Source organism: Aureimonas ureilytica DSM 18598 = NBRC 106430 (assembly GCF_000382705.1).
GTDB lineage: Bacteria > Pseudomonadota > Alphaproteobacteria > Rhizobiales > Rhizobiaceae > Aureimonas > Aureimonas ureilytica.
Genome location: NZ_ARQE01000006.1, coordinates 105,983 through 129,668, shown reverse-complemented (window position 1 = coordinate 129,668; position 23,686 = coordinate 105,983). Strand labels below are relative to the sequence as shown.

At 65.6% G+C, this 23,686-nt stretch carries 21 protein-coding genes; 15 read left to right on the top strand and 6 right to left on the bottom strand.

Annotated elements, in window-relative coordinates:
• Window positions 1–56: 56 nt before the first annotated feature.
• Complete coding sequence (locus B146_RS0114230) at window positions 57–380, top strand: hypothetical protein (RefSeq protein WP_019997122.1); 324 nt, start codon at window positions 57–59, stop codon at window positions 378–380.
• Window positions 381–489: 109 nt separating this feature from the next.
• On the opposite strand, the gene B146_RS0114225 is transcribed toward B146_RS0114230, so the two are convergent.
• The 3 genes from B146_RS0114225 to B146_RS0114215 form a co-directional block, all read right to left on the bottom strand.
• Entirely contained in the window at window positions 490–840 is a 351-nt protein-coding gene (locus tag B146_RS0114225) for a hypothetical protein (protein ID WP_019997121.1), read from the bottom strand.
• A gap of 100 nt (window positions 841–940) precedes the next feature.
• Window positions 941–1,339, bottom strand: coding sequence for a response regulator (locus B146_RS26155; protein WP_019997120.1), 399 nt, complete (start codon window positions 1,337–1,339; stop codon window positions 941–943).
• Between the two features lie 248 nt (window positions 1,340–1,587).
• Window positions 1,588–2,988 carry an MATE family efflux transporter gene (locus B146_RS0114215; protein WP_019997119.1) on the bottom strand — a complete coding sequence of 467 codons (1,401 nt, stop codon included), beginning with the start codon at window positions 2,986–2,988 and terminating at the stop codon, window positions 1,588–1,590.
• A 244-nt stretch (window positions 2,989–3,232) separates the two neighbouring features.
• On the opposite strand from B146_RS0114215, the gene araD1 reads away from it, so the two are divergent.
• The 12 genes from araD1 (at window position 3,233) to B146_RS0114150 (ending at window position 16,435) form a co-directional block, all read left to right on the top strand.
• Window positions 3,233–4,222, top strand: a complete 990-nt coding sequence (gene araD1 / locus B146_RS0114210) for an AraD1 family protein (RefSeq protein ID WP_019997118.1) — start codon at window positions 3,233–3,235, stop codon at window positions 4,220–4,222.
• 10 nt (window positions 4,223–4,232) lie between these two features.
• A complete protein-coding gene (locus tag B146_RS0114205) occupies window positions 4,233–5,162 on the top strand; it encodes a Gfo/Idh/MocA family protein (protein WP_019997117.1) in 930 nt (309 codons plus the stop codon).
• A 3-nt stretch (window positions 5,163–5,165) separates the two neighbouring features.
• On the top strand, window positions 5,166–6,230 hold the full coding sequence (locus tag B146_RS0114200) for an aldose epimerase family protein (protein WP_019997116.1): 1,065 nt from the start codon (window positions 5,166–5,168) through the stop codon (window positions 6,228–6,230).
• Between the two features lie 66 nt (window positions 6,231–6,296).
• Window positions 6,297–8,129 carry an IlvD/Edd family dehydratase gene (locus B146_RS0114195; protein WP_019997115.1) on the top strand — a complete coding sequence of 611 codons (1,833 nt, stop codon included), beginning with the start codon at window positions 6,297–6,299 and terminating at the stop codon, window positions 8,127–8,129.
• A gap of 34 nt (window positions 8,130–8,163) precedes the next feature.
• On the top strand, window positions 8,164–9,048 hold the full coding sequence (locus B146_RS0114190) for an SMP-30/gluconolactonase/LRE family protein (protein ID WP_019997114.1): 885 nt from the start codon (window positions 8,164–8,166) through the stop codon (window positions 9,046–9,048).
• Window positions 9,045–9,965: a 2-dehydro-3-deoxygalactonokinase gene (locus B146_RS0114185; RefSeq protein WP_019997113.1), complete on the top strand. Its 921-nt coding sequence runs from the start codon at window positions 9,045–9,047 to the stop codon at window positions 9,963–9,965. Before B146_RS0114190 ends, B146_RS0114185 begins: the two co-directional genes overlap by 4 nt.
• A gap of 5 nt (window positions 9,966–9,970) precedes the next feature.
• Window positions 9,971–10,612, top strand: a complete 642-nt coding sequence (locus tag B146_RS0114180; protein ID WP_019997112.1) for a 2-dehydro-3-deoxy-6-phosphogalactonate aldolase — start codon at window positions 9,971–9,973, stop codon at window positions 10,610–10,612.
• A 163-nt stretch (window positions 10,613–10,775) separates the two neighbouring features.
• Entirely contained in the window at window positions 10,776–11,840 is a 1,065-nt protein-coding gene (chvE, locus tag B146_RS0114175; protein WP_019997111.1) for a multiple monosaccharide ABC transporter substrate-binding protein, read from the top strand.
• A 252-nt stretch (window positions 11,841–12,092) separates the two neighbouring features.
• Window positions 12,093–13,154 (top strand): multiple monosaccharide ABC transporter substrate-binding protein, encoded by a 1,062-nt coding sequence (chvE, locus tag B146_RS0114170; protein WP_019997110.1) that lies wholly within the window; start codon window positions 12,093–12,095, stop codon window positions 13,152–13,154.
• A gap of 101 nt (window positions 13,155–13,255) precedes the next feature.
• Window positions 13,256–14,797, top strand: coding sequence for a multiple monosaccharide ABC transporter ATP-binding protein (gene mmsA, locus B146_RS0114165; RefSeq protein ID WP_026358609.1), 1,542 nt, complete (start codon window positions 13,256–13,258; stop codon window positions 14,795–14,797).
• Entirely contained in the window at window positions 14,787–15,992 is a 1,206-nt protein-coding gene (gene mmsB, locus B146_RS0114160) for a multiple monosaccharide ABC transporter permease (RefSeq protein ID WP_019997108.1), read from the top strand. The genes mmsA and mmsB overlap by 11 nt, the downstream gene beginning before the upstream one ends.
• 155 nt (window positions 15,993–16,147) lie before the next feature.
• Window positions 16,148–16,435, top strand: a complete 288-nt coding sequence (locus B146_RS0114150) for a DUF2218 domain-containing protein (protein WP_026358608.1) — start codon at window positions 16,148–16,150, stop codon at window positions 16,433–16,435.
• Between the two features lie 7 nt (window positions 16,436–16,442).
• Here the strand turns inward: B146_RS0114150 and choV are convergent, their stop codons facing one another.
• From choV to B146_RS0114135, 3 genes are all read right to left on the bottom strand, one after another.
• Window positions 16,443–17,645 carry a choline ABC transporter ATP-binding protein gene (gene choV / locus B146_RS0114145; protein WP_019997106.1) on the bottom strand — a complete coding sequence of 401 codons (1,203 nt, stop codon included), beginning with the start codon at window positions 17,643–17,645 and terminating at the stop codon, window positions 16,443–16,445.
• Between the two features lie 2 nt (window positions 17,646–17,647).
• On the bottom strand, window positions 17,648–18,502 hold the full coding sequence (gene choW, locus B146_RS0114140; RefSeq protein WP_019997105.1) for a choline ABC transporter permease subunit: 855 nt from the start codon (window positions 18,500–18,502) through the stop codon (window positions 17,648–17,650).
• 107 nt (window positions 18,503–18,609) lie between these two features.
• Window positions 18,610–19,542, bottom strand: a complete 933-nt coding sequence (locus B146_RS0114135; RefSeq protein WP_019997104.1) for a choline ABC transporter substrate-binding protein — start codon at window positions 19,540–19,542, stop codon at window positions 18,610–18,612.
• A 355-nt stretch (window positions 19,543–19,897) separates the two neighbouring features.
• On the opposite strand from B146_RS0114135, the gene betB reads away from it, so the two are divergent.
• Both betB and betA read left to right on the top strand, forming a co-directional pair.
• Window positions 19,898–22,003 carry a betaine-aldehyde dehydrogenase gene (betB, locus tag B146_RS0114130; RefSeq protein WP_051091576.1) on the top strand — a complete coding sequence of 702 codons (2,106 nt, stop codon included), beginning with the start codon at window positions 19,898–19,900 and terminating at the stop codon, window positions 22,001–22,003.
• Between the two features lie 12 nt (window positions 22,004–22,015).
• Complete coding sequence (gene betA / locus B146_RS0114125; RefSeq protein WP_019997102.1) at window positions 22,016–23,686, top strand: choline dehydrogenase; 1,671 nt, start codon at window positions 22,016–22,018, stop codon at window positions 23,684–23,686.

The window sequence follows — 23,686 nt, the reverse complement described above, 5'->3', positions numbered from 1 at the left end:
GGAACCTGCGTCGGCAGGGCCGGTTTCCCCTGATTGGAAGCGCAGGAGGAAACGCCATGCCGCGTGGAGACAAGTCGAAATACACCGACAAGCAGGAGCGAAAGGCCGATCATATCGCGGAAGGGTATGAGGCGCGCGGCGTGTCGGAGAAGGAAGCCGAGCGCCGCGCCTGGGCGACGGTGAACAAGGAAAGCGGGGGCGGCAACAAGAGCGGGTCCGGTCGGGGCCATCCCGAGAACCACGCGTCTTCGAAGAAGGGCGGCGAGAAGGGCGGAAAGGCTTCGGCCTCGCGCACGGCGGCCGAGCGCTCCGCCTCCGCCAAGAAGGCAGCCGAAACCCGCAAGCGCAACGCGGAGAAAGCCGCGCACGCGCACCATTAGGAGGCGAGGACCTCGTCTCCGATCGCGTCTGGGAGATCGCTCCGTTGCAGGCGAAAACGCAAAAAAAAAGGGCGGCTCAGGAGCCGCCCTTTCTCGTTGGGGAGAAAGCCTACTTGGCCGTCGGGAGCGCGTCTTCACCGGCGCTCGTGCCCGGAACCGGGTTGGCCGTATCGGTCGGCACGGCTGTCGCGTCGCCGGTCGTCGTCTTCGGGCGGAGCGGCTGGGTGCTGTCGATGCCGGAGGTGTTGCCGGGGACCGGTACGCTGCTGGTCGATTCCTTGGTGTCGACCGGCGCGGCATCGCGGTTGGTGGTCACGGTGCTGGCTGCGGCAGCGGGCATTTCCGACTTTTCGCCGGCGCTGGTGCCGGGGACGGGATTGCTCGTCATGTTCGACTGGGCCATGGCCGATCCGGCCATGAGGAGAGTCAGCGAAGCGGCTGCGAGAAAGGTCTTTTTCATCCTGTCGGGCTCCAGTTCGTTTCCTCGAAGCGCGTGGTTTCGCTCCGTTGTGTCGAATGAACCGGCCAGGGAAGGAATGGTTCCATAAGGTATGGTGGCGTTACGCGCTTCGGCCGGCGGACTCGGTCTGATCCGACATGGCGCTTTCCAGCGTCTTCAGGAGAACGCGCCCCTCGCAGGGCTTGTTGCAGACGGCGACGCCTGGATAGCGCTTGGCGAGAAGCGTCTGTTCGCCCTGTCCGGTGTGGAAGACGAAGGGAACGTCATGCTCGCTGAGATAGTCCGCGAGCGGATAGGACGTCTCGCCATGCAGGTTGAGATCGAGAACCACGGCGTCGAACCCGCCGGACTTCACCACCCCGGTCGCCTGATGCAGGGTGCTCGCGCATGTCACCTGCGCGCCGGATTCTTCGAGTTCGCATTCGAGATCCAGTGCGACGAGAAACTCGTCCTCGACCACGAGAACGCGTTTGCCCTGAAGACCACCGGCATGATGCATGAGTTAGGCCCTTCTTGAAGCCGGCAGGCCAGTGCAGCCGGGTTCCGCTCCGTCTCGGTCGAGAACGACAGGTCCGAAAGCCAGGGGTTCACGCCACCCTCGCATCTTCTCGCGGTCGCTATCGAACCACGCTTCATACAGCGCGGCCATCGGTAATGTAGAAAGATTCCGGGGAGGGGAAGTTGTGAAATTGTCACGGCGGTGCTGCGTCGTGGCGAAGCTTGCGCGAGGCCGCGTGTTCAAGGGGTTTACTGAGCGGCCAAGCCTTGCCGCCACCGGCCTTCGAGAGCCACGAACCGCGCGCTCATGAGGATCGCCGCGACGAGAAGACCGGCCGCCAGACCCCACCAGACGCCGAGACCGCCCCAGCCGAGGCCGAAGGCGAGCCCATAGGCGACCGGCATCCCGATCAGCCAGTAGCTGGCGACCGCGATGAACATGGGGAGCCGCGTGTCCTTCATGCCGCGCAGGATGCCGCTGGCCGTGACCTGAAGCGAGTCGACGATCTGGAAGGCGGCGGCGACCGCCAGAAGCGGCACTGCGGCGACGAGAACCTCGGCGGCATTGGGTTGGCGCATGTCGAGATAAAGCCCGATCAGCGCCGCCGGCGCGATCCAGAAGGCCGCTGCGGCCGTGCAGGAAATGACGCCGGCCACCAGAAGGGAGGTGCGGGCCGCGCGCGCGAGATTCGGCGCGTCGTGACGCCCGAAGGCCGTGCCGACGCGCACGGTCGCGGCGCTGGCGAGGCCGAGCGGCACCATGAAGGAGATCGACGCGAGCTGAAGCGCGATGCCGTGGGCGGCGAGTTCCAGCGTGCCGATCCAGCCCATCATGATCGACGCCGCCGTGAACAGGCCGACCTCGGCGAGGATCGTCGCACCGATCGGCCAGCCCAGGCGCAGCACTTCGAAGAAGGCCGGCCAGTCCGGGGCGTGAAAGCGGCGCCAGAGATCGAAGATCTCGAGGCCGCGCGCGCGCCGCGTATAGGCGATGAGCAGCAGAAGGGTCGCGATCGAGGTGCCGACCGAGGCGATGCCCGAGCCGGGCAGGCCGAGCGCCGGCGCGCCGAAATGACCGAAGATCAGGATGTAGTTGAACAGCGCGTTGAGACCTGCGCCGAGAAGCGTGATGAAGAGGACCACATTGGGCCGCTCCAAGGCGCTGAGATAGGAACGCAGAACGAAGGTCGAGAGATAGGGCAGCATCGACCATTGCAGGAAACGCACATAGCCGCCCGCCTCGGCGGCGATGCTCGGCTCCTGCCCGAGCGCCACTAGGATCGCCTCGGTGAACCAGAGCGGGATCATGACGAGAAGGCTGTAGAGCGCGACGACCCAGAGCCCCATGCGCACCGACCGGCGCACGGCCCGCGTGTCCCGATTGCCGTGCGCGGCCGCCGCAAGCGGCATCACCGCATAGGCGAAGCCCGAGCCGAACATCCAGAAGACGTAGAAGGTCTGCGTGGCGAGCACCGCCGCCGCCAGTTCGGCGGCGCCGAGCTGGCCGATCATGACCGTGTTCGTCACGTTGATGGACATCTGCGCGAGTTGCGCGCCGACCAGCGGTAAACCGAGCGCGAAGGTCGCCTTGATATGGCTCGCCCAGGAAAGAGGTGCGCGCCCCATCGTCTCGTCAATATGCGAGGTCATGTCGGCCTGCCTGGGAAGCTATCGATCACCGGTTCGTTAATCGGGGACGATAACCTTGTCGAGTCGCGTGGCGCTGCGGCTTTCGCGGTGCAGCGACGATTTCCCGGTTGCGTTCCCGCCAACGGCGCGCACTCTCATTGACAAGGTTGGAGCCGTTCGAAATAACGCAGACAATTGGATCGCGCATTCTCCCGCTGCGGCGGCGCGATCCGGCCCTTCCACTGAGCGAACGGATCGACCGGCAATGGCACTTCGGCTTCTTCAGGTGAAACTCGGCGGCGCGCTGACCGTGGTGGCGAGCGACGACCAGGGCGTGGCCTACGCGGTGCCCGGCTTCCAGTCGGTCTACGATCTGGCGCAGGCCGCGATCGCGGAAGGGGTCGATCTGGCAACGAAGGTCGCGTCCGCCGGGCGTGGAGAATCGGTCGATCTGGGCGCGGCGCTGGCGGAGGGCCGCATCGGCCTGCCGATCCACCATGCCGATCCCGCCCATTTCGTGGTCGCGGGCACGGGTCTGACCCATCTCGGTTCGGCCGACGGCCGCGACAAGATGCACAAGTCGGCGGCGGGCGAGCACATCACCGATTCGATGAAGATGTTCCGGATGGGCCTCGAAGGCGGCAAGCCGGCGGCGGGTGAGACCGGCGTCCAGCCCGAATGGTTCTACAAGGGCGACGGCTCCTGCCTCGTGGGCCCCGGCGAAGCGCTGACATCGCCGAGCTTTGCGCTCGACGGCGGCGAAGAGCCGGAACTTGCCGGCATCTACCTGATCGGCCCCGACGGCACGCCCTTCCGCCTTGGTTTCTGCCTCGCCAACGAGTTCTCCGACCACGTGACCGAGCGCGGCAACTATCTTTGGCTTGCCCATTCCAAGCTGCGTCAGGCTTCGCTCGGGCCGGAGCTTCTGGTCGGCGAACTGCCCGAGAGCGTCGAAGGCTCCTCGCGCATCCGTCGGGGCGAAGAGGTGATCTTCGACAAGCCTTTCCTGTCGGGCGAGGCGAACATGTCGCATTCGATCCGCAATCTCGAACACCACCATTTCAAGTACGACCTGTTCCGTCGGCCGGGCGACCTGCACGTCCATTTCTTCGGCACGGCGACGCTCTCGGTGACGCATGGCGTGAAGACCGAGGACGGCGACCGCTTCGAGATCGAGGCGCATCCGTTCCGCCTGCCGCTCGTGAACACGCTGGCGACGGCGTCGCCCGCGCCGGTTTCGGTCAAGGCACTCTGAGGTCGACCCAATGAGCTTGCGCACCGCCATCGTGGGTCTCGGCAAGATCGCCCGCGACCAGCATGTTCCCTCCATCGCGAAGGTGGAGGGCGTCGAACTCGCCGCCATCGCCAGCCGCAACGCCTCGATCGACGGCCTGCCGTCCTTTCCCGACGTGCAGGCGCTTCTCGCCGCTGTCGGCGGCGAGATCGACGCGGTGTCGCTCTGCACCCCGCCGCAGGGGCGCAACGCGCAGGCCGAAGCCGCGCTGCGCGCCGGCAAGCATGTGATGCTGGAAAAGCCGCCGGGCGCGACGGTGAGCGAGCTCGCGCCGCTCGTCTCGCTGGCGAAGGAAAAGGGCGTCACGCTCTTCGCCACCTGGCATTCGCGCTACGCTTCGGCGGTCGAGCCGGCGCGCGCCTTCCTCGCCGATGCCGACATCCGCTCGGTTCATGTCGAGTGGAAGGAAAACGTGCGCAAGTGGCACCCGAACCAGGACTGGATCTGGCAGCCGGGCGGCCTCGGCGTGTTCGATCCGGGCATCAACGCGCTGTCGATCGTCACCGCGATCCTGCCGCGTCCGATGTTCCTCCTGCGCTCCGATCTCTCGTTCCCCGAGAACCGTGCCGCGCCGATCGCCGCCGATCTCGAGTTCACGGACGCGGTGGGCACGCCGATTCGCGCCGAGTTCGACTGGCGCGAGACCGGCGGCGAGACCTGGAACGTCCATGTCGAGACCAATATGGGGCGCCTCAGCCTTCGCGAGGGCGGCAAGAAGCTGTTCATCGACGACGTGCTTCAGGTCGACCAGGCGGACGAGGAATATGTCGGCCTCTACAAGCGCTTCGTCGAGCTGACGCGGACCGGCGCACTCGACGTCGATCTGTCGCCGCTGCAGCATGTCGCGGACGCTTTCCTGCTCGGCCGTCGCCATGCGGTCGAAGCCTTCATCGAGGATTGATCCATGACGGCTGGAGTTTCCCGCGCCCCGTTCGGCACGCTGCCGTCAGGCGAAGCCGTTGAGATCGTCACGCTGCGCACCGAGGGGGTCGAAGCGCGGGTTCTGACCTTCGGCGCGACGCTCCAGGCGCTCATCGTGCCGGATCGCGCGGGCGCGCTCGCCGACATTCTTCTCGGCCATGACGATCTGGCCGGCTATATCGAGCATCGCGGCTTCTTCGGCGCCACGATCGGCCGCTATGCCAACCGGATCGCCAAGGGCCGGTTCGAGCTGGACGGCACGAGCCACCATGTCGAGCCGAACGATGGCGCCAACGCCCTGCATGGCGGGGCGGAGGGCTTCGATCAGAAAGTCTGGCACATTGCTGCGACGGGCGATGCGGCCGATCCGTTCGTGACGCTGACCCGCACCAGCCCGGACGGCGAGGGCGGTTTTCCGGGCACGCTCAACGTCTCCGTGACCTATCGGCTGCGGGCGGGCGAGCTGGAGATCGCGTTCGAGGCTGAAAGCGATCGCGCCACGATCGTGAACCTCACCAACCACGCCTTCTTCAATCTCGGCGGCGCGGCCGAGCCGACGGATATCCTGTTGCATCGCATTCGGATCGCGGCCGAGACCTATCTGCCGATCGACGCCGGATCGATCCCCGAGGGCGAGCCGACGCCGGTGGCGGGGACGCCTTTCGACTTGCGCGAGCCGCAGCTGATCGGCGCGCGCCTGCGCGAAACGCATCCGCAGATCCTGCGCGGTCGCGGCTACGACCACAATTACTGCCTCGACGGCGGTGTCGCCGACGCGCCGCGTTTGGCGGCTCGGGTGGAAGACGCGCAGAGCGGCCGCGTGATGGAACTGTGGACGGACCAGCCGGGCCTCCAGTTCTATTCCGGCAATTTCCTGAACGGCACGGTGGCCGGCAAGAACGGCCGCGCCTATCGCATGGGCGACGCCTTCTGCCTGGAGCCGCAACTCTATCCCGACACGCCGAACCGCCCGGACTTTCCCTCGGCGCGTCTCGATGCGGGGGCGACCTATCGCCACCGCTCGCTCTACAAGTTTTCCACGATCTGACCGATCGGCCTCGCCCGGCAGCGGGAGGGAGGCCAGGCTAGAAAACCCCGAAGGGGAGAAGAGCCCATGAGCACCGAACTCACCACGCCGAACGGCAACGCCCCGCATGGCCGCGCGCAGACCAAGCTGCGCTCGCGCGCCTGGTTCGACAATCCGGCCAATGCCGACATGACCGCGCTCTATCTGGAGCGCTACATGAATTTCGGCCTCAGCCAGGAAGAGCTGCAGTCGGGCCGCCCGATCATCGGCATCGCGCAGACGGGCTCCGACCTTTCGCCCTGCAACCGCCACCATCTCGAACTCGCCAACCGTCTGCGCGAGGGCATTCGCGAGGCGGGCGGCATCGCGATCGAGTTCCCGGTTCACCCGATCCAGGAAACCGGCAAGCGCCCGACCGCCGGTCTCGACCGCAATCTGGCCTATCTCGGCCTCGTCGAAGTGCTCTACGGCTACCCGCTCGACGGCGTCGTTCTGACGATCGGCTGCGACAAGACCACGCCCGCCTGCCTCATGGCGGCCGCGACCGTGAACATTCCCGCGATCGCCCTGTCGGTCGGCCCCATGCTGAACGGCTGGTTCCGTGGCCAGCGCACCGGCTCGGGCACGATCGTCTGGAAGGCGCGCGAGCTGATGGCCAAGGGCGAGATCGACTATGCGGGCTTCGTGAAGCTCGTCGCCTCGTCGGCGCCCTCCACCGGCTATTGCAACACGATGGGCACGGCCACCACGATGAACTCGCTGGCCGAGGCGCTGGGAATGCAGTTGCCGGGCTCGGCGGCGATCCCCGCGCCCTATCGCGACCGCCAGGAGGTCGCCTATCGCACCGGCCTTCGCATCGTGGACATGGTGCGCGAGGACCTGAAGCCCTCCGACATCATGACGCGCGAAGCCTTCATCAACGCGATCCGCGTCAACTCGGCGATCGGCGGCTCCACCAACGCGCCGATCCACCTGAACGCGCTCGCCCGCCACATCGGCGTCGAACTGTCGATCGACGACTGGCAGGAATTCGGCGAGGAAATTCCGCTCCTCGTCAATCTCCAGCCCGCCGGCGAATATCTCGGCGAGGACTATTACCACGCGGGCGGCGTGCCGGCGGTCGTGAACCAGCTCATGACCAAGGGTCTGATCCACGAGAACGCGATGACCGCCAATGGTCGCACGATCGGCGACAATTGCCGGGGCGCGATCATCGAGGACGAGAACGTCATCAAGACCTACGACAAGCCGCTGAAGGAAAAGGCGGGCTTCCTGGTCCTGAAGGGCAATCTCTTCTCCTCCGCGATCATGAAGACCTCGGTGATCTCGCCGGAGTTCCGCGAGCGATACCTCAACAACCCGAACGATCCGAACGCCTTCGAGGGCAAGGCCGTCGTGTTCGACGGCCCGGAGGACTACCACCACCGGATCGACGATCCCGCGCTCGGCATCGACGAGAACACGGTTCTCTTCATGCGCGGCGCCGGCCCGATCGGCTATCCCGGCGCGGCCGAGGTCGTGAACATGCGCGCGCCCGACTACCTCATCAAGAAGGGCGTCACCTCGCTCGCCTGTATCGGTGACGGTCGCCAGTCCGGCACGTCGGGCTCGCCCTCGATCCTGAACGCGTCGCCGGAAGCGGCGGCGGGCGGCAATCTCGCGGTGCTGAAGACGGGCGACCGGGTCCGCATCGATCTCGGACGCGGTTCGGCCAACATCCTCATTTCCGACGAGGAGCTCGCCGAGCGCCGCGCCGCGCTGAAGGCCGAGGGCGGCTACAAGTATCCCGAGCACCAGACCCCCTGGCAGGAGATCCAGCGCACGCTGGTGGGCCAGATGGAGACTGGCGCGGTTCTCGAAAACGCGGTCCAATACCAGCGACTCGCGCAGACGCGCGGCGTGCCTCGCGACAACCACTGAGCAGAGACGGCGCGAGCGAAAAGGGGAACGCGGCTTGAGTGACGTTGCGATCGAAATTCTATCGGATCATCGCTGCCATCTGGGGGAGGGCCCGTCCTATGACGGGCGCACCAACACCGCATGGTGGTTCGATATCGTCGAGTGCAAACTCTTCGAAGCGCGCTTGGGCGACGGTTCGGTGCAGGCTCACGATCTTCCCTTCATGGGAAGCGTGCTCGCGCCGATCGACGACAAGCGCCAGCTGATCGCAAGCTCCGATGGTCTGTTCGTTCGCGACCGGGCCAGCGGGCGGCTCGATCTGCTCACGCATCTCGAGTCCGACAATTCGGTGACGCGCTCCAATGACGGGCGCGTCCATCCGGCGGGTGCGCTGTGGATCGGAACGATGGGCCGCTCCGCCGAACAGGGCGCCGGCTCGATCTACTGGTTCCGGGATGGCGAACTCCGCCGTCTCTTTTCCGACATTTCCATTCCGAACGGCATCTGCTTCTCGCCGGACGGCCGCACCGGCTATTTCACCGACAGCCGGGTGAACCTGTTCCATCGCGTGCCGCTCGATCCCGATACGGGCCTGCCCATCGGCCAGCCCTCGGTTCTCTACGACCATCGCGGCGGCGAGGGCGGGTTGGACGGCGCTGTCGTGGATTCAGAGGGCCTGATCTGGAACGCCCGGTGGGGCGCTTCGGCTGTTGACGTCTATACGCCGGAGGGCGACCGGGTGCGGACCATCCGCGTGCCCGCGACGCGGCCGAGCTGCCCGAGCTTCATCGGACCGGATCTCGATCGCCTCCTGGTGACGACGGCTTGGGAAGGCATGAGCGAAGACGAGAAGAAGGCCGATCCGAACGCCGGAATGACCCTGGTGCTCGATGTCCATGCGCGCGGTATTCCCGAGCCGAGCGTGCGGATCAGCGCATGACGACGCCGACCTACGCAGCCGTCGATTGGGGGACCACCTCCTTTCGGGCCTGGGCCATCGGCGGGGATGGCACGGTGCTCGGAGAAACGCGTGCCAAGGACGGTCTGACGACCGCGGCGGAGCGCGGCTTCGAAACCGTGCTGGAAGGGCATCTCGCGGCGCTCGGTCTCGGGCCGGACGCGCCCGCGATCCTCTGCGGCATGGTGGGTTCGCGCGCCGGATGGATCGAGGCGGCCTATCTCGACACGCCGCTTGAACTCGGTGATCTCGGGGCCCGTGCCACGAAAGTGCCGGGCATCGCCCGTCCGGTCTACATTCTGCCCGGCCTCGCGCAGCGCGCGGCCTGGGAGCCGGACGTCATGCGCGGCGAGGAAACGCAGCTCCTCGGCGTCGTGGCGGAGGGCTATCGCTCGGGTCTCGTCTGCATGCCCGGTACCCATTCCAAATGGGTGTCGCTGACCGATGGCGTGATCGACGCCTTCTCGACCTTCATGACGGGCGAGCTGTTCCAGCTTCTGCGCTCGCATTCCATCCTGCGTCAGGCCGTCGAAGGGGAAGCCGCGGTCTCGGCCTCGCCCGACTTCCTCGACGGCGTGCGGCGGGCCTTCGAGGCGCCGGCGCTGGCCACCAATTTCCTGTTCTCGATCCGGGCCGGCTGGCTCCTGCACGGCGCCGAGCCTCAGGCGCAGGCCGCGCGGCTGTCGGGCCTTCTTCTGGGTCTCGAACTTGCCGGCGCGGCCGAGCGCCATGGCAGCCTGAAGGGCGCGGCGCTTCTGGCGTCCGGTCCGATCGCCGAGCTTTACGCCGCCGCCTTCGAGGCGATCGGCATGGGTGCCTTCCGCCGTCTCGACGCCGACAGCTGCGTCAGGCACGGTCTCGCCCAGGCCGCGCGGTCCCTTTTCTCAGCGGAGAGCTGATTCCGATGTCATCCAATCGAGTCCCGTGGCCGCAGCTTCGCCGCTCCCTGGTCGCCATCCTGCGCGGCATTCAGCCGGAGGAGGCCGAGGCCGTCGTATCCGAGCTGATGGAAGCCGGCTTCGAGGCGATCGAGATCCCCTTGAACTCGCCCGACGCCTTCCGCTCGATCGAGACGGCGGTTCGAATCGCGTCCGGCCATCATTGGATCGGGGCCGGCACCGTTCTGTCGGTCGAGAATGTCGATCGTCTGGCCGATGCGGGCGGTCGCCTGCTCGTCTCGCCCAATGTCGATCCGGCTGTGCTCGGCCGGGCAGGGGCGCATGGCATGGTGACGATGCCCGGCGTCTTCACGCCCACCGAGGCCTTCCAGGCGCTCGCCGCCGGCGCTTCGGCGTTGAAGTTCTTTCCCGCCAACGTGCTCGGCCCGACCGGCGTTGCGGCCATTCGCGCCGTCCTTCCCAAGGATTGCGAAGTCGGCGTCGTCGGCGGCGTTTCGGAGAAGGATTTCGAAGCCTTCTCGAAGGTCGGCGTGCGCTCCTTCGGCCTCGGCTCCTCGCTCTACAAGCCAGGGATGACGGCACAAGAAATACGTGCGCGAGCCGACGCAGCCGTCTTGCTCTACGACCGCATATTCGGTTTAGGATAAATCAGTCGGGTGGAAGAACTCCATTGTTCGCGTGCGAGCGATGGGTTAATCATCAGACAAATCAGGCCTGGGTTGAGGAGAGTTGTCCGGGCCAGATCGAAATCGGGGGCGTCGGTCGAGCCGCGAGCCGGCAGGCCGGTTGGGTCCTTTCGGGAGGAATGACATGAAGATGATGAAGACCTTGCTGGCCGCTGCGGCGATCGGCGCCATGGCCTTCGCGGGTTCGGCTTCGGCACAGGACAAGGGCACGGTCGGCGTCTCGATGCCCGACAAGTCCGTCGCGCGCTGGATCGCGGACGGCGCCAACATGGTGAAGACCCTGAAGGAGAAGGGCTACGACGCCGATCTCCAATATGCCGAGGACGACGTCTCCACGCAGCTGTCGCAGATCGAGAACATGGTCACCAAGGGCGCCAAGGTGCTCGTGATCGCGCCGGTCGACGGCACGACCATGACCGACATTCTCCAGCAGGCGGCCGACAGCGGCATCAAGGTCATCGCCTATGACCGCCTGATCCGCAATTCGCCCAATGTCAGCTATTACGCGACCTTCGACAATTATCAGGTCGGCGTGCTCCAGGCGACGTCGATCGTCGATGCGCTCGGCCTGAAGGACGGCAAGGGCCCCTTCAATATCGAGCTCTTCGGCGGCTCGCCGGACGACAACAACGCCTTCTTCTTCTACAACGGCGCGATGAGCGTGCTGCAGCCCTATATCGACCAGGGCAAGCTCGTGATCCCGTCGGGCCAGACCGGCATGAACGTCGTCGGCACGCTGCGCTGGGACGCCGCGACCGCGCAGGCCCGCATGGACAACCTCCTGTCGGCCAATTACACCGACAAGAAGGTGGACGCGGTTCTGGCGCCGAACGACGTGCTCGCCATCGGCATCATCTCTTCGCTGAAGGGCGTCGGCTACGGCACGGGCGACAAGAAGATGCCGGTGATCACCGGTCAGGACGCCGAGTTGCCGTCGGTCAAGGCGATCCTCGCCGGCAACCAGACCTCGACGATATTCAAGGACACGCGCGATCTCGCCAAGGCTGCCGTCGACATGGTCGACGCGACGCTGGGCGGCAAGGAAGTCGCCGTGAACGACACCAAGACCTACGACAACGGCGTCAAGGTCGTGCCGGCCGAGCTTCTGAAGCCGATCCTCATCACCAAGGACAATGCGGTCAAGGTGCTGGTGGACAGCGGCTACTACACGGCCGATCAGCTGAAGTAAGCTCGGCGGGGCGCCGGCCCAGCGCCGGCGCTCCACGGTCCGCCGCGATGCCCCGCGCTCCGGCGATGCGCGTTTCGAAACGATAGGCGATGCGTCTGACACGATGCGCATCCGCCGAGGCTACGATCGTCTTCCTACGGCCGTTCGGGATGGCCGCGACCTTAGATAGGCGCGGGCTGGAGGGGCGGAAGGAGGAGGGTCGCGAACTCGCGCGACGGCCGGGCCGTGGCGCGTCTTTCAAAGGGGAGAAGCATGAAGTCTCTGAAGATCCTGGCGGCGGGCGTCGCCCTCGGTCTCACGCTGATGTCGGGCGCTTTCGCGCAGGACAAGGGCGTCGTCGGCATCGCCATGCCGACCAAGTCGTCCACCCGCTGGATCGCCGACGGCGACAACATGGTGAAGGTGCTCCAGGAGCGCGGCTACAAGACCGACCTCCAGTACGCCGAAGACGACATTCCGACCCAGCTCTCGCAGATCGAGAACATGGTCACCAAGGGCGCCAAGGTGCTCGTGATCGCCTCGATCGACGGCACGACGCTGACGGACGTCCTTCAGCAGGCCGCCGACAGCGGCATCAAGGTCATCGCCTATGACCGTCTGATCCGCAATTCGGGCAATGTCGACTACTACGCGACCTTCGACAATTTCCAGGTCGGCGTGCTCCAGGCGACGTCGATCGTCGACTCGCTCGGCCTGAAGGACGGCAAGGGTCCCTTCAACATCGAGCTCTTCGGCGGCTCGCCGGACGACAACAACGCCTTCTTCTTCTACAACGGCGCGATGAGCGTGCTGCAGCCCTACATCGACTCGGGCAAGCTCGTGATCCCGTCGGGCCAGAAGGGCATGGACACGGTCGGCACGCTGCGTTGGGACCCCTCGGTCGCCCAGGCGCGCATGGACAACCTCCTGTCGGCCTACTACACCGACAAGAACGTCGATGCGGTTCTCTCGCCCTATGACGGCCTGTCGATCGGCATCATCTCCTCGCTGCGCGGCGTCGGCTACGGTTCGGGCGACAAGAAGATGCCCGTCATCACCGGTCAGGACGCCGAGCTGCCGTCGGTGAAGGCGATCCTCGCCGGCAACCAGACCTCGACGATCTTCAAGGACACGCGCGAGCTGGCCAAGGTCACGGTCGACATGGTCGACGCGATGGCCGCCGGCAAGGACGTTCCGGTCAACGACACCAAGACCTACGAGAACGGCGTCAAGACCGTGCCGTCCTACCTCCTGAAGCCGGTCCTCGTCACCAAGGACAACGTGACCCAGGCGCTGGTCGACAGCGGCTACTACAAGGCCGACGAAATCAAGTAACGTCAGCATCCGGCGGGGCGGGGGGCTTTCCCTCGCCCCGTCTTCGATACGTGCCGACGCCCCGAAGCGAGGGGTGTGGCCAACAGGATTCGAGGTCGCCGATGGCTCCCATTCTAGAAATGCGCGGCATCACCAAGACGTTTCCAGGCGTGAAGGCGCTGGACAACGTCAATCTTTCGGTCGAAGCCGGCGAAATCCATGCCATCTGCGGCGAAAACGGCGCCGGCAAGTCGACGCTGATGAAGGTGCTGTCGGGCGTGTACCCGCACGGCACCTACGAGGGCGACATCCACTTCGAGAACGAAGTGCGGTCCTTCAAGGACATTTCCGATTCCGAGAAGCTCGGCATCATCATCATCCACCAGGAGCTGGCGCTCGTGCCGCTCCTGTCGATCGCCGAGAATATGTTCCTCGGCAACGAGGTCGCGAAGTGGGGGGTGATCGACTGGGACGCAGCGCACGCGCGCACGCGCGAACTGCTGGCCCAGGTCGGGCTCAAGGAATCCCCGATGACCCTGATCAAGGATCTGGGCATCGGCAAGCAGCAGCTGGTCGAGATCGCCAAGGCGCTCGCCAAGAAGGTGCGCCTCCTCATTCTGGACGAGCCGACCGCGAGCTTGAACGAAAGCGACAGCCAGGCGCTGCTCGATCTCCTCTTGGAGTTCAAGAAGCAGGGCATGTCCTCGATCATCATTTCGCACAAGCTGAATGAGATCGCGCGCGTCGCCGATTCCATCACCGTCATCCGCGACGGAACGACGGTATCCACGATCGATTGCCGCGCAGAACCCATCTCGGAAGACCGCATCATCAGAGACATGGTCGGCCGCTCGCTGGAGGACCGCTATCCCAAGCGCGAGCCCAAGATCGGCGAGATGCTGTTCGAGGTGAAGGACTGGAATGCCTATCACCATCTGAATTCCAGCCGGCAGGTTCTGAAGAACGTGTCGCTGAACGTGCGGCGCGGCGAGATCGTCGGCATTGCCGGCCTGATGGGCGCGGGCCGCACGGAACTCGCCATGAGCGTGTTCGGCCGCTCCTACGGGCGCAACGTGTCGGGCGAAGTCCGCATGGGTGGCAAGCCCGTGGACGTCTCGACCATCAACCGCGCGATCGACGCGGGCATCGCCTATGTCACCGAGGACCGCAAGCATCTCGGCCTGATCCTCAGCGACGACATCAAGCAGAACATCTCGCTCGCCAATCTGGAGGGCGTCAGCTCGGGCGGCATCATCGATCCGCACAAGGAGCAGGACGTGGCGGAGGATTACCGCCGCCAGCTCAAGATCCGCTCCTCGGGCATTCTGCAGAAGACCCTCAACCTTTCGGGCGGCAACCAGCAAAAGGTCGTTCTGTCGAAATGGCTCTTCTCGAACCCCGATCTTCTGATCCTCGACGAGCCGACGCGCGGCATCGACGTCGGCGCCAAGTTCGAGATTTATTCGATCATCAACAAGCTGGCTGATGAAGGGAAGGCCGTTCTCATGATCTCGTCGGAAATGCCGGAGCTGCTCGGCATGTGCGACCGGATCTACGTGATGAACGAAGGCCGGATCGTCGCGGAGATGACGGCCGCCGAAGCCTCCCAGGAAAACATCATGCGAGCCATCATTCGCTCCGGAGCACAGACCCATGAGCATTAAGACCGTCGACGAGACAGAACGGGGCGGAGGCAAGGGTGCCGCCTGGGGCGTGCTGAGCGGCCATATCCGCGAATACGGAATGCTGATGGCGCTGGTCGTCATCATGGCCTTCTTCCAGTTCATGACGGGCGGCGTTCTCATGCGCCCGCTGAACCTGACGAACCTCATCCTGCAGAACAGCTACATCGTCATCATGGCGATCGGCATGCTGCTCATCATCATCACCGGCCATATCGACCTGTCGGTCGGCTCGGTCGCCGGCTTCATCGGCGGTCTCGGCGCCGTGTTGATGGTGAACCACGGCTTCAGCGGCCTGACGGCGGCCGGCATCGGCCTTCTCGCGGGCGCGCTGATCGGCGCGGCGCAGGGCTATCTCGTCGCCTATTTCAAGGTTCCGTCCTTCATCGTGACGCTGGCGGGCATGTTGGTGTTCCGCGGCCTCACCCTGAAGGTGCTGGGTTCGGCCTCGATCGGCCCGTTCCCGGAAGGCTTCCAGAAGCTGTCCAAGGGCTTCATCCCGGACTTCCTCGGCGGCACCGGCGGTCTCCACATGACGACGCTTCTGATCGGTGCCATTGCCGCCGGAACGATCGTCGTCCTGTCGATGCGCAAGCGCGCCAAGCAGGCGAAGGCCGGTCACGTGGACGAGCCGATGGGCCTGTTCGCGGGCCGCAATATCTTCATCGCCGCCGCGATCATGCTCATCACCTATCTGATGGCGTCCTATAACGGCTTCCCGAACGTCCTCATCGTCATGGCGCTGCTCATTGCGGTCTATGGCTTCATGACGACGCGCACCACGGCGGGCCGCCGCATCTACGCCGTCGGCGGCAACGAGAAGGCCGCCAAGCTTTCGGGCATCCGCACCGAGCGCCTGACCTTCTTCACCTTCGTCAACATGGGCGTTCTGGCCGCGCTCGCCGGCCTGATCTTCGCGGCGCGCCTCAACTCCGCCACGCCGAAGGCCGGCGTCGGCTTCGAGCTCGACGTCATCGCGGCCTGCTTCATCGGCGGCGCCTCGGCCTATGGCGGCGTCGGCAAGGTCATGGGCGCGGTGGTCGGCGCCTTCATCATGGGCGTCATGAACAACGGCATGTCGATCCTCGGCATCGGCATCGACGACCAGCAGGTCATCAAGGGCCTCGTGCTTCTCGCCGCTGTCTGCTTCGACGTCTACAACCGCAACAAGGCCTGATATTTCCGAGCCTTGCGGGCGAATGCGAAGGTGCCGGGAGCGATCCCGGCACCTTTTTTGTTGGCGCTCACATCAAGGCCCTGGCAAACGCGGAGGACAGCGCCTCGATCCTCCTGTAGGACGAGCGGCATAAGTTGACGACAGAGGTCATGAATATGCCGACCAGCCGAGCCGAGGTTTCGACCGAACACGCGAGCCGCTATCTCCAGCAGCTCTGCAAGCATTGGGCACACAAGTTTCCAGTGGAGTTCACGCCCGAGCATGGCGAAATCACGCTGCCGAGCGGGGTCACCGTGATGGACGCCGCCTCGGATCGGCTGACGGTCGCGCTGCGCGCCGAGGATGCGGCCGCGCTCGATCAGTTGGAGCGCGTCGTCGCGGATCACATCACCCGCTTCGCCTTCCGCGAGGAGCTGACCTTCGACTGGACGCGCGACGCCTGAGCCGCGCTCAGGCGCGCGGCTCCGAGCGCTGGAGAAGGCCGCGATAGATTTCCTCGTCGTCGCACAGGCCGGCGAGGCGGCCGAGATCGTCCACGAGGAGGATCGGGTGGTTGGTCTGGCGCTTCAGCGCGATCGCCGCGCGCAGCTTCAGATCGACCGGCGCGACGATGACGTCGCAGGGGTGATCGACCTGTCCCTCGTCGCCATCGGCATGGCCGAGCGTTCCGCCATGGCCTTCGATGTGAACGCTGACGGGACGATCCGACGCGTCGACCTCAAGCCGCACGCCGCCGGCCTCGTCGAGAAGCAGCGCGCCGGCTTCGCGCTTGATGGCGCGCACCGGCCGCATGACGGCGGAGCCTCGAAGGACGTTCAGCGGGTTCATGTGCCGCACGAACTCGGCGACGTAAGGCGTCGCGGGCGAGAGGAGAATGTCCTCCGGCTGGCCCGCCTGAACGATCCGTCCGTCCTGCATGATCGCGATCCGGTTGCCGAGCTTCATCGCCTCGTCCAGATCGTGGCTGACGAAAAGGATGGTCTTGCGGATCGACTGCTGCAGTTCGAGAAGCTCGTCCTGAAGCTTGGCACGGATCAGCGGATCGAGCGCCGAGAAGGGCTCGTCCATGAGAAGGATGTCGGCGTCGGTGGCGAAGGCGCGCGCGAGACCGACGCGCTGCTGCATGCCGCCTGAGAGTTCGTGGGCGTATTTGTCCGCCCATTTGGTGAGGCCGACCATCGCGAGCTTCTCGTCCACGATGCGGTTGCGCTCGCTGACTGACAGGCCTTGAAGCTCCAGCCCGAGCCCTGCGTTCTGACGGACGGTGCGCCAGGGCAGGAGGGCGAATTGCTGGAACACCATGGAGACGGTGTGGGTGCGGATGTCCCTCAGCACACGCTCGTCGCAGCGCGCGACATCCACCGGCCGGTCACGGTGAAGGACGTGGACTTCGCCTCTCGCCACCTCGTTCAGCCGGTTCACGGCGCGCAGAATGGTGGACTTGCCCGAGCCCGACAGACCCATGAGCACGCAGATCTCGCCGCGACGCACCGACAGGTTGACGCCCGCCGCGCCGAGAACCGAGTCCGTCGCCTTCAGGATTTCGTCGCGCGTCTTTCCGGCATCGATCAGCCGAAGGGCCTCGGCCTGCTTGTCGCCGAAGACGATATCGACATTGCGGAATTCGATCGCGGGACGCTCATCGGCGGTCATGGTCAGCGTCCTTTCGCGCGGCGCGGCTCGGGCGCCTTGCAGATGCGGTCGAGCAGGATGGCGAGAATGACGATGGCGAGGCCCGCTTCGAAGCCCATGCCGATATTGACCGTGTTCAACGCGCGCACCACGGGCTTGCCGAGGCCGTCCGCGCCCACGAGCGCGGCGATCACGACCATGGAGAGGCTCAGCATGATGCATTGCGTGACGCCGGCCATGATCGTCGGCAGCGCGTGCGGCAGTTCGACCTTGAACAGGAGCTGGCGCTTGGTCGCGCCGAAGGCGCTGGCCGCCTCGCGAAGGCTCAAGGGCACGGCCGAGATGCCGAGATAGGTGAGCCGGATCGGCGCGGGAACGGCGAAGATCACGGTGGAGATGAGCCCCGGCACGGCACCGAGGCCGAAGAGAACGAGGGTCGGGATCAGATAGACGAAGGTCGGGATCGTCTGCATCAGGTCGAGAAAGGGCCGCAGCGCCGTGTAGACCCAGGGGCGATGGGCGGCGGCGATGCCGAGCGGCACGCCGATGACCACGCAGACGAGCGTCGCGCAGAACACGAGCGACAGTGTCTGGATCGTTTCCGTCCAATAGCCGAGATTGACGATCAGAAGCAGCGACAGGATGGCGAAGCCGGCCAGTGCCAGCGACCGGTGGAGAAGCCAGGCGCCGCCCGCGACGAGCAGGATGAAGACGAGCGGCGGCACGGCCGACAGGAGGCTGGTCAGCCCGTCGATCAGCGAGCCGAGGACCAGCGAGATCGTGTCGAAGACATTCTGCCCGTGCGTGGTCAACTGGTTCACGAAATCGCGGAGCCAGAGCCCCAGCGGAATCTTGTGATCGGCGATCCAGTCGAGCATTCCGGACGATCCTTGCGAGTGGGGTTCGGGCGCCAGACCGCGCCCGCGAATGCGGGTCGAGATGGCCGGCGCTCCCGGCGGGAGCGCCGCATGCGAATGCGGATGGTTCAGTCCGCGAGAGCGGCGCTCACGGCTTCGAGCCCGGGCTTGCCGTCGAAGCTCATGACGTTCTGCAGCCACGGCTTCCAGCTATCGGGATGCTTGGAGAGCCAATCCTTGGCGGCGGCGTCCGGCGTCTTCCCGTCGTTGAGGATGGCGCCCATGATCTCGTTTTCCATCGGCAGCGAGAAGACGACATTCTTCAGGAACTGACCGAGATTGGGGCATTCCTCGCTCAAGCCCTTGCGCGCCAGCGTGTAGATCGTCGCGCCGCCATAGTTCGGCCCGAACACGTCGTCGCCGCCCGACAGGTAGGAGAGCTTGAAATTGGCGTTCATCGGATGGGGCTCCCAGCCGAGGAAGACGATCGGCTTGTCGCCGCGCGTCTGGCGCGCCACCTGTGCCAGCATGCCCTGCTCGGAGGATTCCACGAGCTCGAACTTGCCGAGGCCGAACTTGTTCTCCTCGATCATCTTGAGGATCAGCCGGTTTCCGTCATTGCCCGGCTCGATCCCGTAGATCTTGCCGTCGAGCTGATCCTGGAACTTGGCGATATCGGCAAAGCTCTTGAGGCCCTGGTCGTAGAGATAGGTCGGAACCGCGAGCGTGTATTTGGCGCCTTCGAGATTGACGCGGATCGTCTCGATCGAGCCCTCTTTCTTGTAGGGGGCGAGATCGGCTTCCATCGTCGGCATCCAGTTGCCGAGGAAGACATCAATATCGCCGTTCTTCAGCGAGGCGAAGGTGACGGGCAGGGCGAGAATGTCGGTTTTCGGCTGATAGCCGAGCGCCGAGAGAATTGTGGAAACGGACGCGGTGGTCGCCGTGATGTCCGTCCATCCGACATCCGCGAAGCGCACCGCCCGGCACGAGGCCGGATCGGCCGCGTTTGCCGGCAGCGCGCAGGCGACGAAGGCGAGGGCGAGGCAAGCCTTTGTCATAGGGCGGGACATCATCATTCGATATGCTCCTATCGAGGGGACGGTTGGTCTCGTGGGCGCAAACTACACGATGTCGATCGTTGATCGGTCGAACAATCGACCCATAGATGCGCATTCGGCAATCGATCCTCCGCGCTGTCAAGGTGCAAATTGAACATCCGTTCAATTGTTGAGCGCACCGTCTCGAATGGGTGAAAACCCTGCAAGCGACTGCGTGATATTTGTGCGGTGCATGATGAATAGTTGCGCATCCGCAGGGCACCTGTCGATCCCTCAGGGCCGCCGAACGGCTCGATCCGCTGATTGAATGAACGATCAATTTTTGCTATCGGCGGGATGAGGTGGAGACGAAACCATGGCTCGCACAGAGACAGTGACCCGATTCGGGACCGAAGACCAGCGCCGTCGCCAATTGGTGGAGGCGACGATCGACGCCCTCGCGGATGTCGGCTTCGCGGCTTCCAGCCTGTCGGAGATCGCGGGCCGGGCCGGCGTCGCGCCGTCGCTGGTGGCGCATTATTTCGGGGACAAGGAAGGCCTGCTGGAAGCCACGCTTCGCCATCTGGCGAGCCGTGTGTCCGACAGCGCCCGGCTGCGCCTGGCGCGCGCCGAAGGGTCTCGCGAGCGCATTCAGGCCGTCATCGACGCCAATCTCGCCCCCGAGGAGTTCGACGCCCGGACCTGCTCCGTCTGGCTCGCCTTCTGGGGGCAGGTCCTCCATTCGCCGCGCCTGAAGCGCGTTCAGCGCGTTTATCAGCGGCGCATGTTGTCCAACCTGCGCTTCGATCTGAAGGCGCTGTGCAGCGACGAGGACGCCAAGCGCATCGCCGTCGCGATCGCCGCCGTGATCGACGGGCTCTGGCTGCGCTCGACGCTGTCGGATGTCGGCGAGACCGACAGTCTGTCCGCGCGTTCGATCGCGACCGCCTTTGCCGACTCGCAGATCGCCTCGGCCCGCCCGCGCGACGCCGCCAAGCCCAAGCCGCGCCGGTTGGACGGTACGCGGGTCCTGACCAGCCATGTCGGCGGAGATTATTCCGCCCTCGATCCCGCCGCCGAAACCTTCACCACCATCAATCCCGCGACGTCGGAAATCCTCGCGGAGATCGCCATCGCCGGCGAGGCGGAGGTCGATCGCGCGGTGGCCCTGGCCCGCGAGGCGCAGCGCGAATGGGGTGCGAAGACGGGCGCCGAGCGCGGCCGCATCCTCAACCGCGTCGCCGCGCGTCTGCGCGAGCGCAATGGCGAGCTGGCGCTTCTGGAAACGCGCGACACCGGCAAGCCCATCCAGGAAACCGAAGCCGTGGACGTTCTGTCCGGCGCCGATTGCATCGAATATTTCGCGGGGCTCGCCGCCGGCCTCGCCGGAGAGCATGTCGATCTCGGGCCGAACGCCTTCGGCTATGTCCGGCGCGAGCCGCTCGGCGTCGTCGCCGGCATCGGCGCCTGGAACTATCCGCTTCAGATCGCCTGCTGGAAGGCCGCGCCCGCCTTGGCCGCCGGCAACAGCGTCATCTTCAAGCCGGCCGAACTCACCCCGCTGACCGCCCTGAAACTCGCCGAGATCATGACCGAATGCGGCGTGCCGGCGGGCGTCTTCAACGTCGTGCAGGGGGATGGGCGAACCGGGCGGCTTCTGTCGCGCCATCCGGGCATCGCCAAGATTTCGCTGACCGGCGAGGTCGGCACCGGCAAGAAGGTGATGGCGGATGCGAGCGCGACGCTGAAGCAGGTGACGCTGGAACTCGGCGGCAAGTCGCCGCTGATCGTCTTCGCCGATGCCGATCTCGACGACGCGGTCGGCGGGGCGATGCTCGCCAATTTCTACTCGGCGGGCGAGGTCTGCTCCAACGGAACGCGCGTCTTCGTCCACGACGATGTCCGCGCCGCCTTTCTGGACAAGCTCGCCGCGCGCACCCGCGCCATGGTCGTCGGGGACCCCTGCGATCCCGCCACGCAGGTCGGCGCGTTGATCTCCGAAGCGCATATGCTGAAGGTCCTGTCCTATATCGAGGAGGGCCAGCGCGAAGGCGCGCTTCTTCTGGCCGGCGGCGAGCGGGTGACGTCGAACGGTCTCGGCAAGGGCTTCTTCGTGCGGCCCGCGATCTTCGACGGCTGCGCGGATTCCATGCGCATCGTGCGCGAGGAAATCTTCGGTCCGGTCATGACCGTCTTGTCGTTCCGCGACGAGGACGAGGTGATCGCGCGCGCCAACGACACGCGCTTCGGCCTCGCGGCCGGCGTCTTCACCCGCGATCTGGCGCGCGCGCACCGGGTCGTGGCGCGGCTCGAAGCCGGCACGACCTGGATCAACACCTACAACATCACGCCGATCGAACTGCCCTTCGGCGGCGCCAAGGAGTCGGGCCTCGGGCGCGAGAACGGCCGCTCGGCGCTCATCGCGCATACGCAAGCCAAGAGCGTCTATGTCAATCTCGGGCGCGTCGACGCACCCTACTGATCGGAGAAGGCGATGAGGGTCGAAAGCTTCGATTACGTGATCGTCGGAGCCGGCTCGGCGGGCTGCGTGCTCGCCAACCGGCTGACCGAGGATGGCCGGACCACGGTTCTGCTCCTGGAATTCGGCGGCTCGGACCGCTCGCTCCTGATCCAGATGCCGAGCGCGCTTTCGATTCCCATGAACATGAAGAAGTACAATTGGGGCTATTGGTCCGAGCCCGAGCCCCATCTCGGCGGCCGCCGGCTGAATTGCCCGCGCGGTAAGGTTCTGGGCGGATCGTCCTCGATCAACGGCATGGTCTATGTACGCGGCGCGCCGGCCGATTTCGACCGCTGGGAGCGGGAAGGAGCGGCGGGCTGGAGCTACCCGGACGTCCTGCCCTATTTCCGCAAGGCCGAACATCGCCGGACGGGCGGCGACCCCTATCGCGGCGACGAGGGCGCGCTTCACACGACCTACGGCACACTCGAAAACCCGCTCTACGAGGCCTTCGTGGAAGCGGCGGGGCAAGCCGGTCACGCCATGAACCAGGACATCAACGGAGCGACGCAGGAAGGCTTCGGCCGCATGGACATGACCGTCCATGAAGGGCGCCGCTGGTCCACCGCCAATGCCTATCTGAAGCCGGCGCTCGGGCGGCCCAATCTCAAGGTCGAGATTCACGCGCTGGTGGAGCGGGTTCTGTTCGACGGCAAGAGCGCGTCCGGGGTTCTCTATCGCGTCGGCGGCGAGGAGCGACAGGCCTTCGCGCGGCGCGAGGTCATCCTGTCGGCGGGCTCGATCAATTCGCCCAAGCTCCTGAAACTGTCGGGCATCGGTCCGGCGGCCGAACTTAGGGACCATGGGATCGAAATCGTCGCGGAAAGGCCGGGCGTCGGCGAGAACCTGCAGGATCATCTGGAATTCTACTTCCAGGTCGCCTGCCAACTGCCGATCACGCTGTTTTCCGCCATGACGCCCTTCGCCAAGGGCGCGATCGGCGCGCGCTGGCTCTTCACCAAGAAGGGGCTCGGCGCCACCAACCATTTCGAGAGCTGCGGCTTCATCCGCTCGCGGCCCGATGTCCAGCATGCCGACATCCAATACCACTTCCTGCCGCTGGCCGTGACCTATGACGGGCGCGGGCTCGCCTCCGAGCACGGGTTCCAAGCCCATGTCGGGCCGATGCGCTCGAAATCGCGCGGCCATGTGCGGCTGGCCTCGGGCGACCCGACTGAGCCGCCGCGCATTCTGTTCAACTATATGAGCCACCCGGACGATTGGGCGGAAATGCGCGCCTGCGTGCGGCTGACGCGGCAGATCTTCTCGCAGCCCGCCTTCGATCGCTATCGCGGACGCGAGATCCAGCCGGGCGAGGCGGTGCAGACCGACGAGGAAATCGACGCCTTCATCACCGAGCATGTGGAAAGCGCCTATCATCCGTCCTGCTCCTGCCGGATGGGGGATGCGGCCGATCCGTTCGCGGTGGTCGATCCGCAGACGCGCGTTATCGGCGTCGACCGGCTGCGCGTCGTGGATTCCTCGATCATGCCCTCGATCACGACCGGCAATCTCAACGCCCCGACGATCATGATCGCGGAGAAGGCCGCCGACATCATTCGCGGGCGCGAGGCGCTGCCGCGCGCCGACGTGCCCTATGAGCGCGTCGCCTTCCTGCCGGCGCCCGCGCAAGGGGTGATGTAG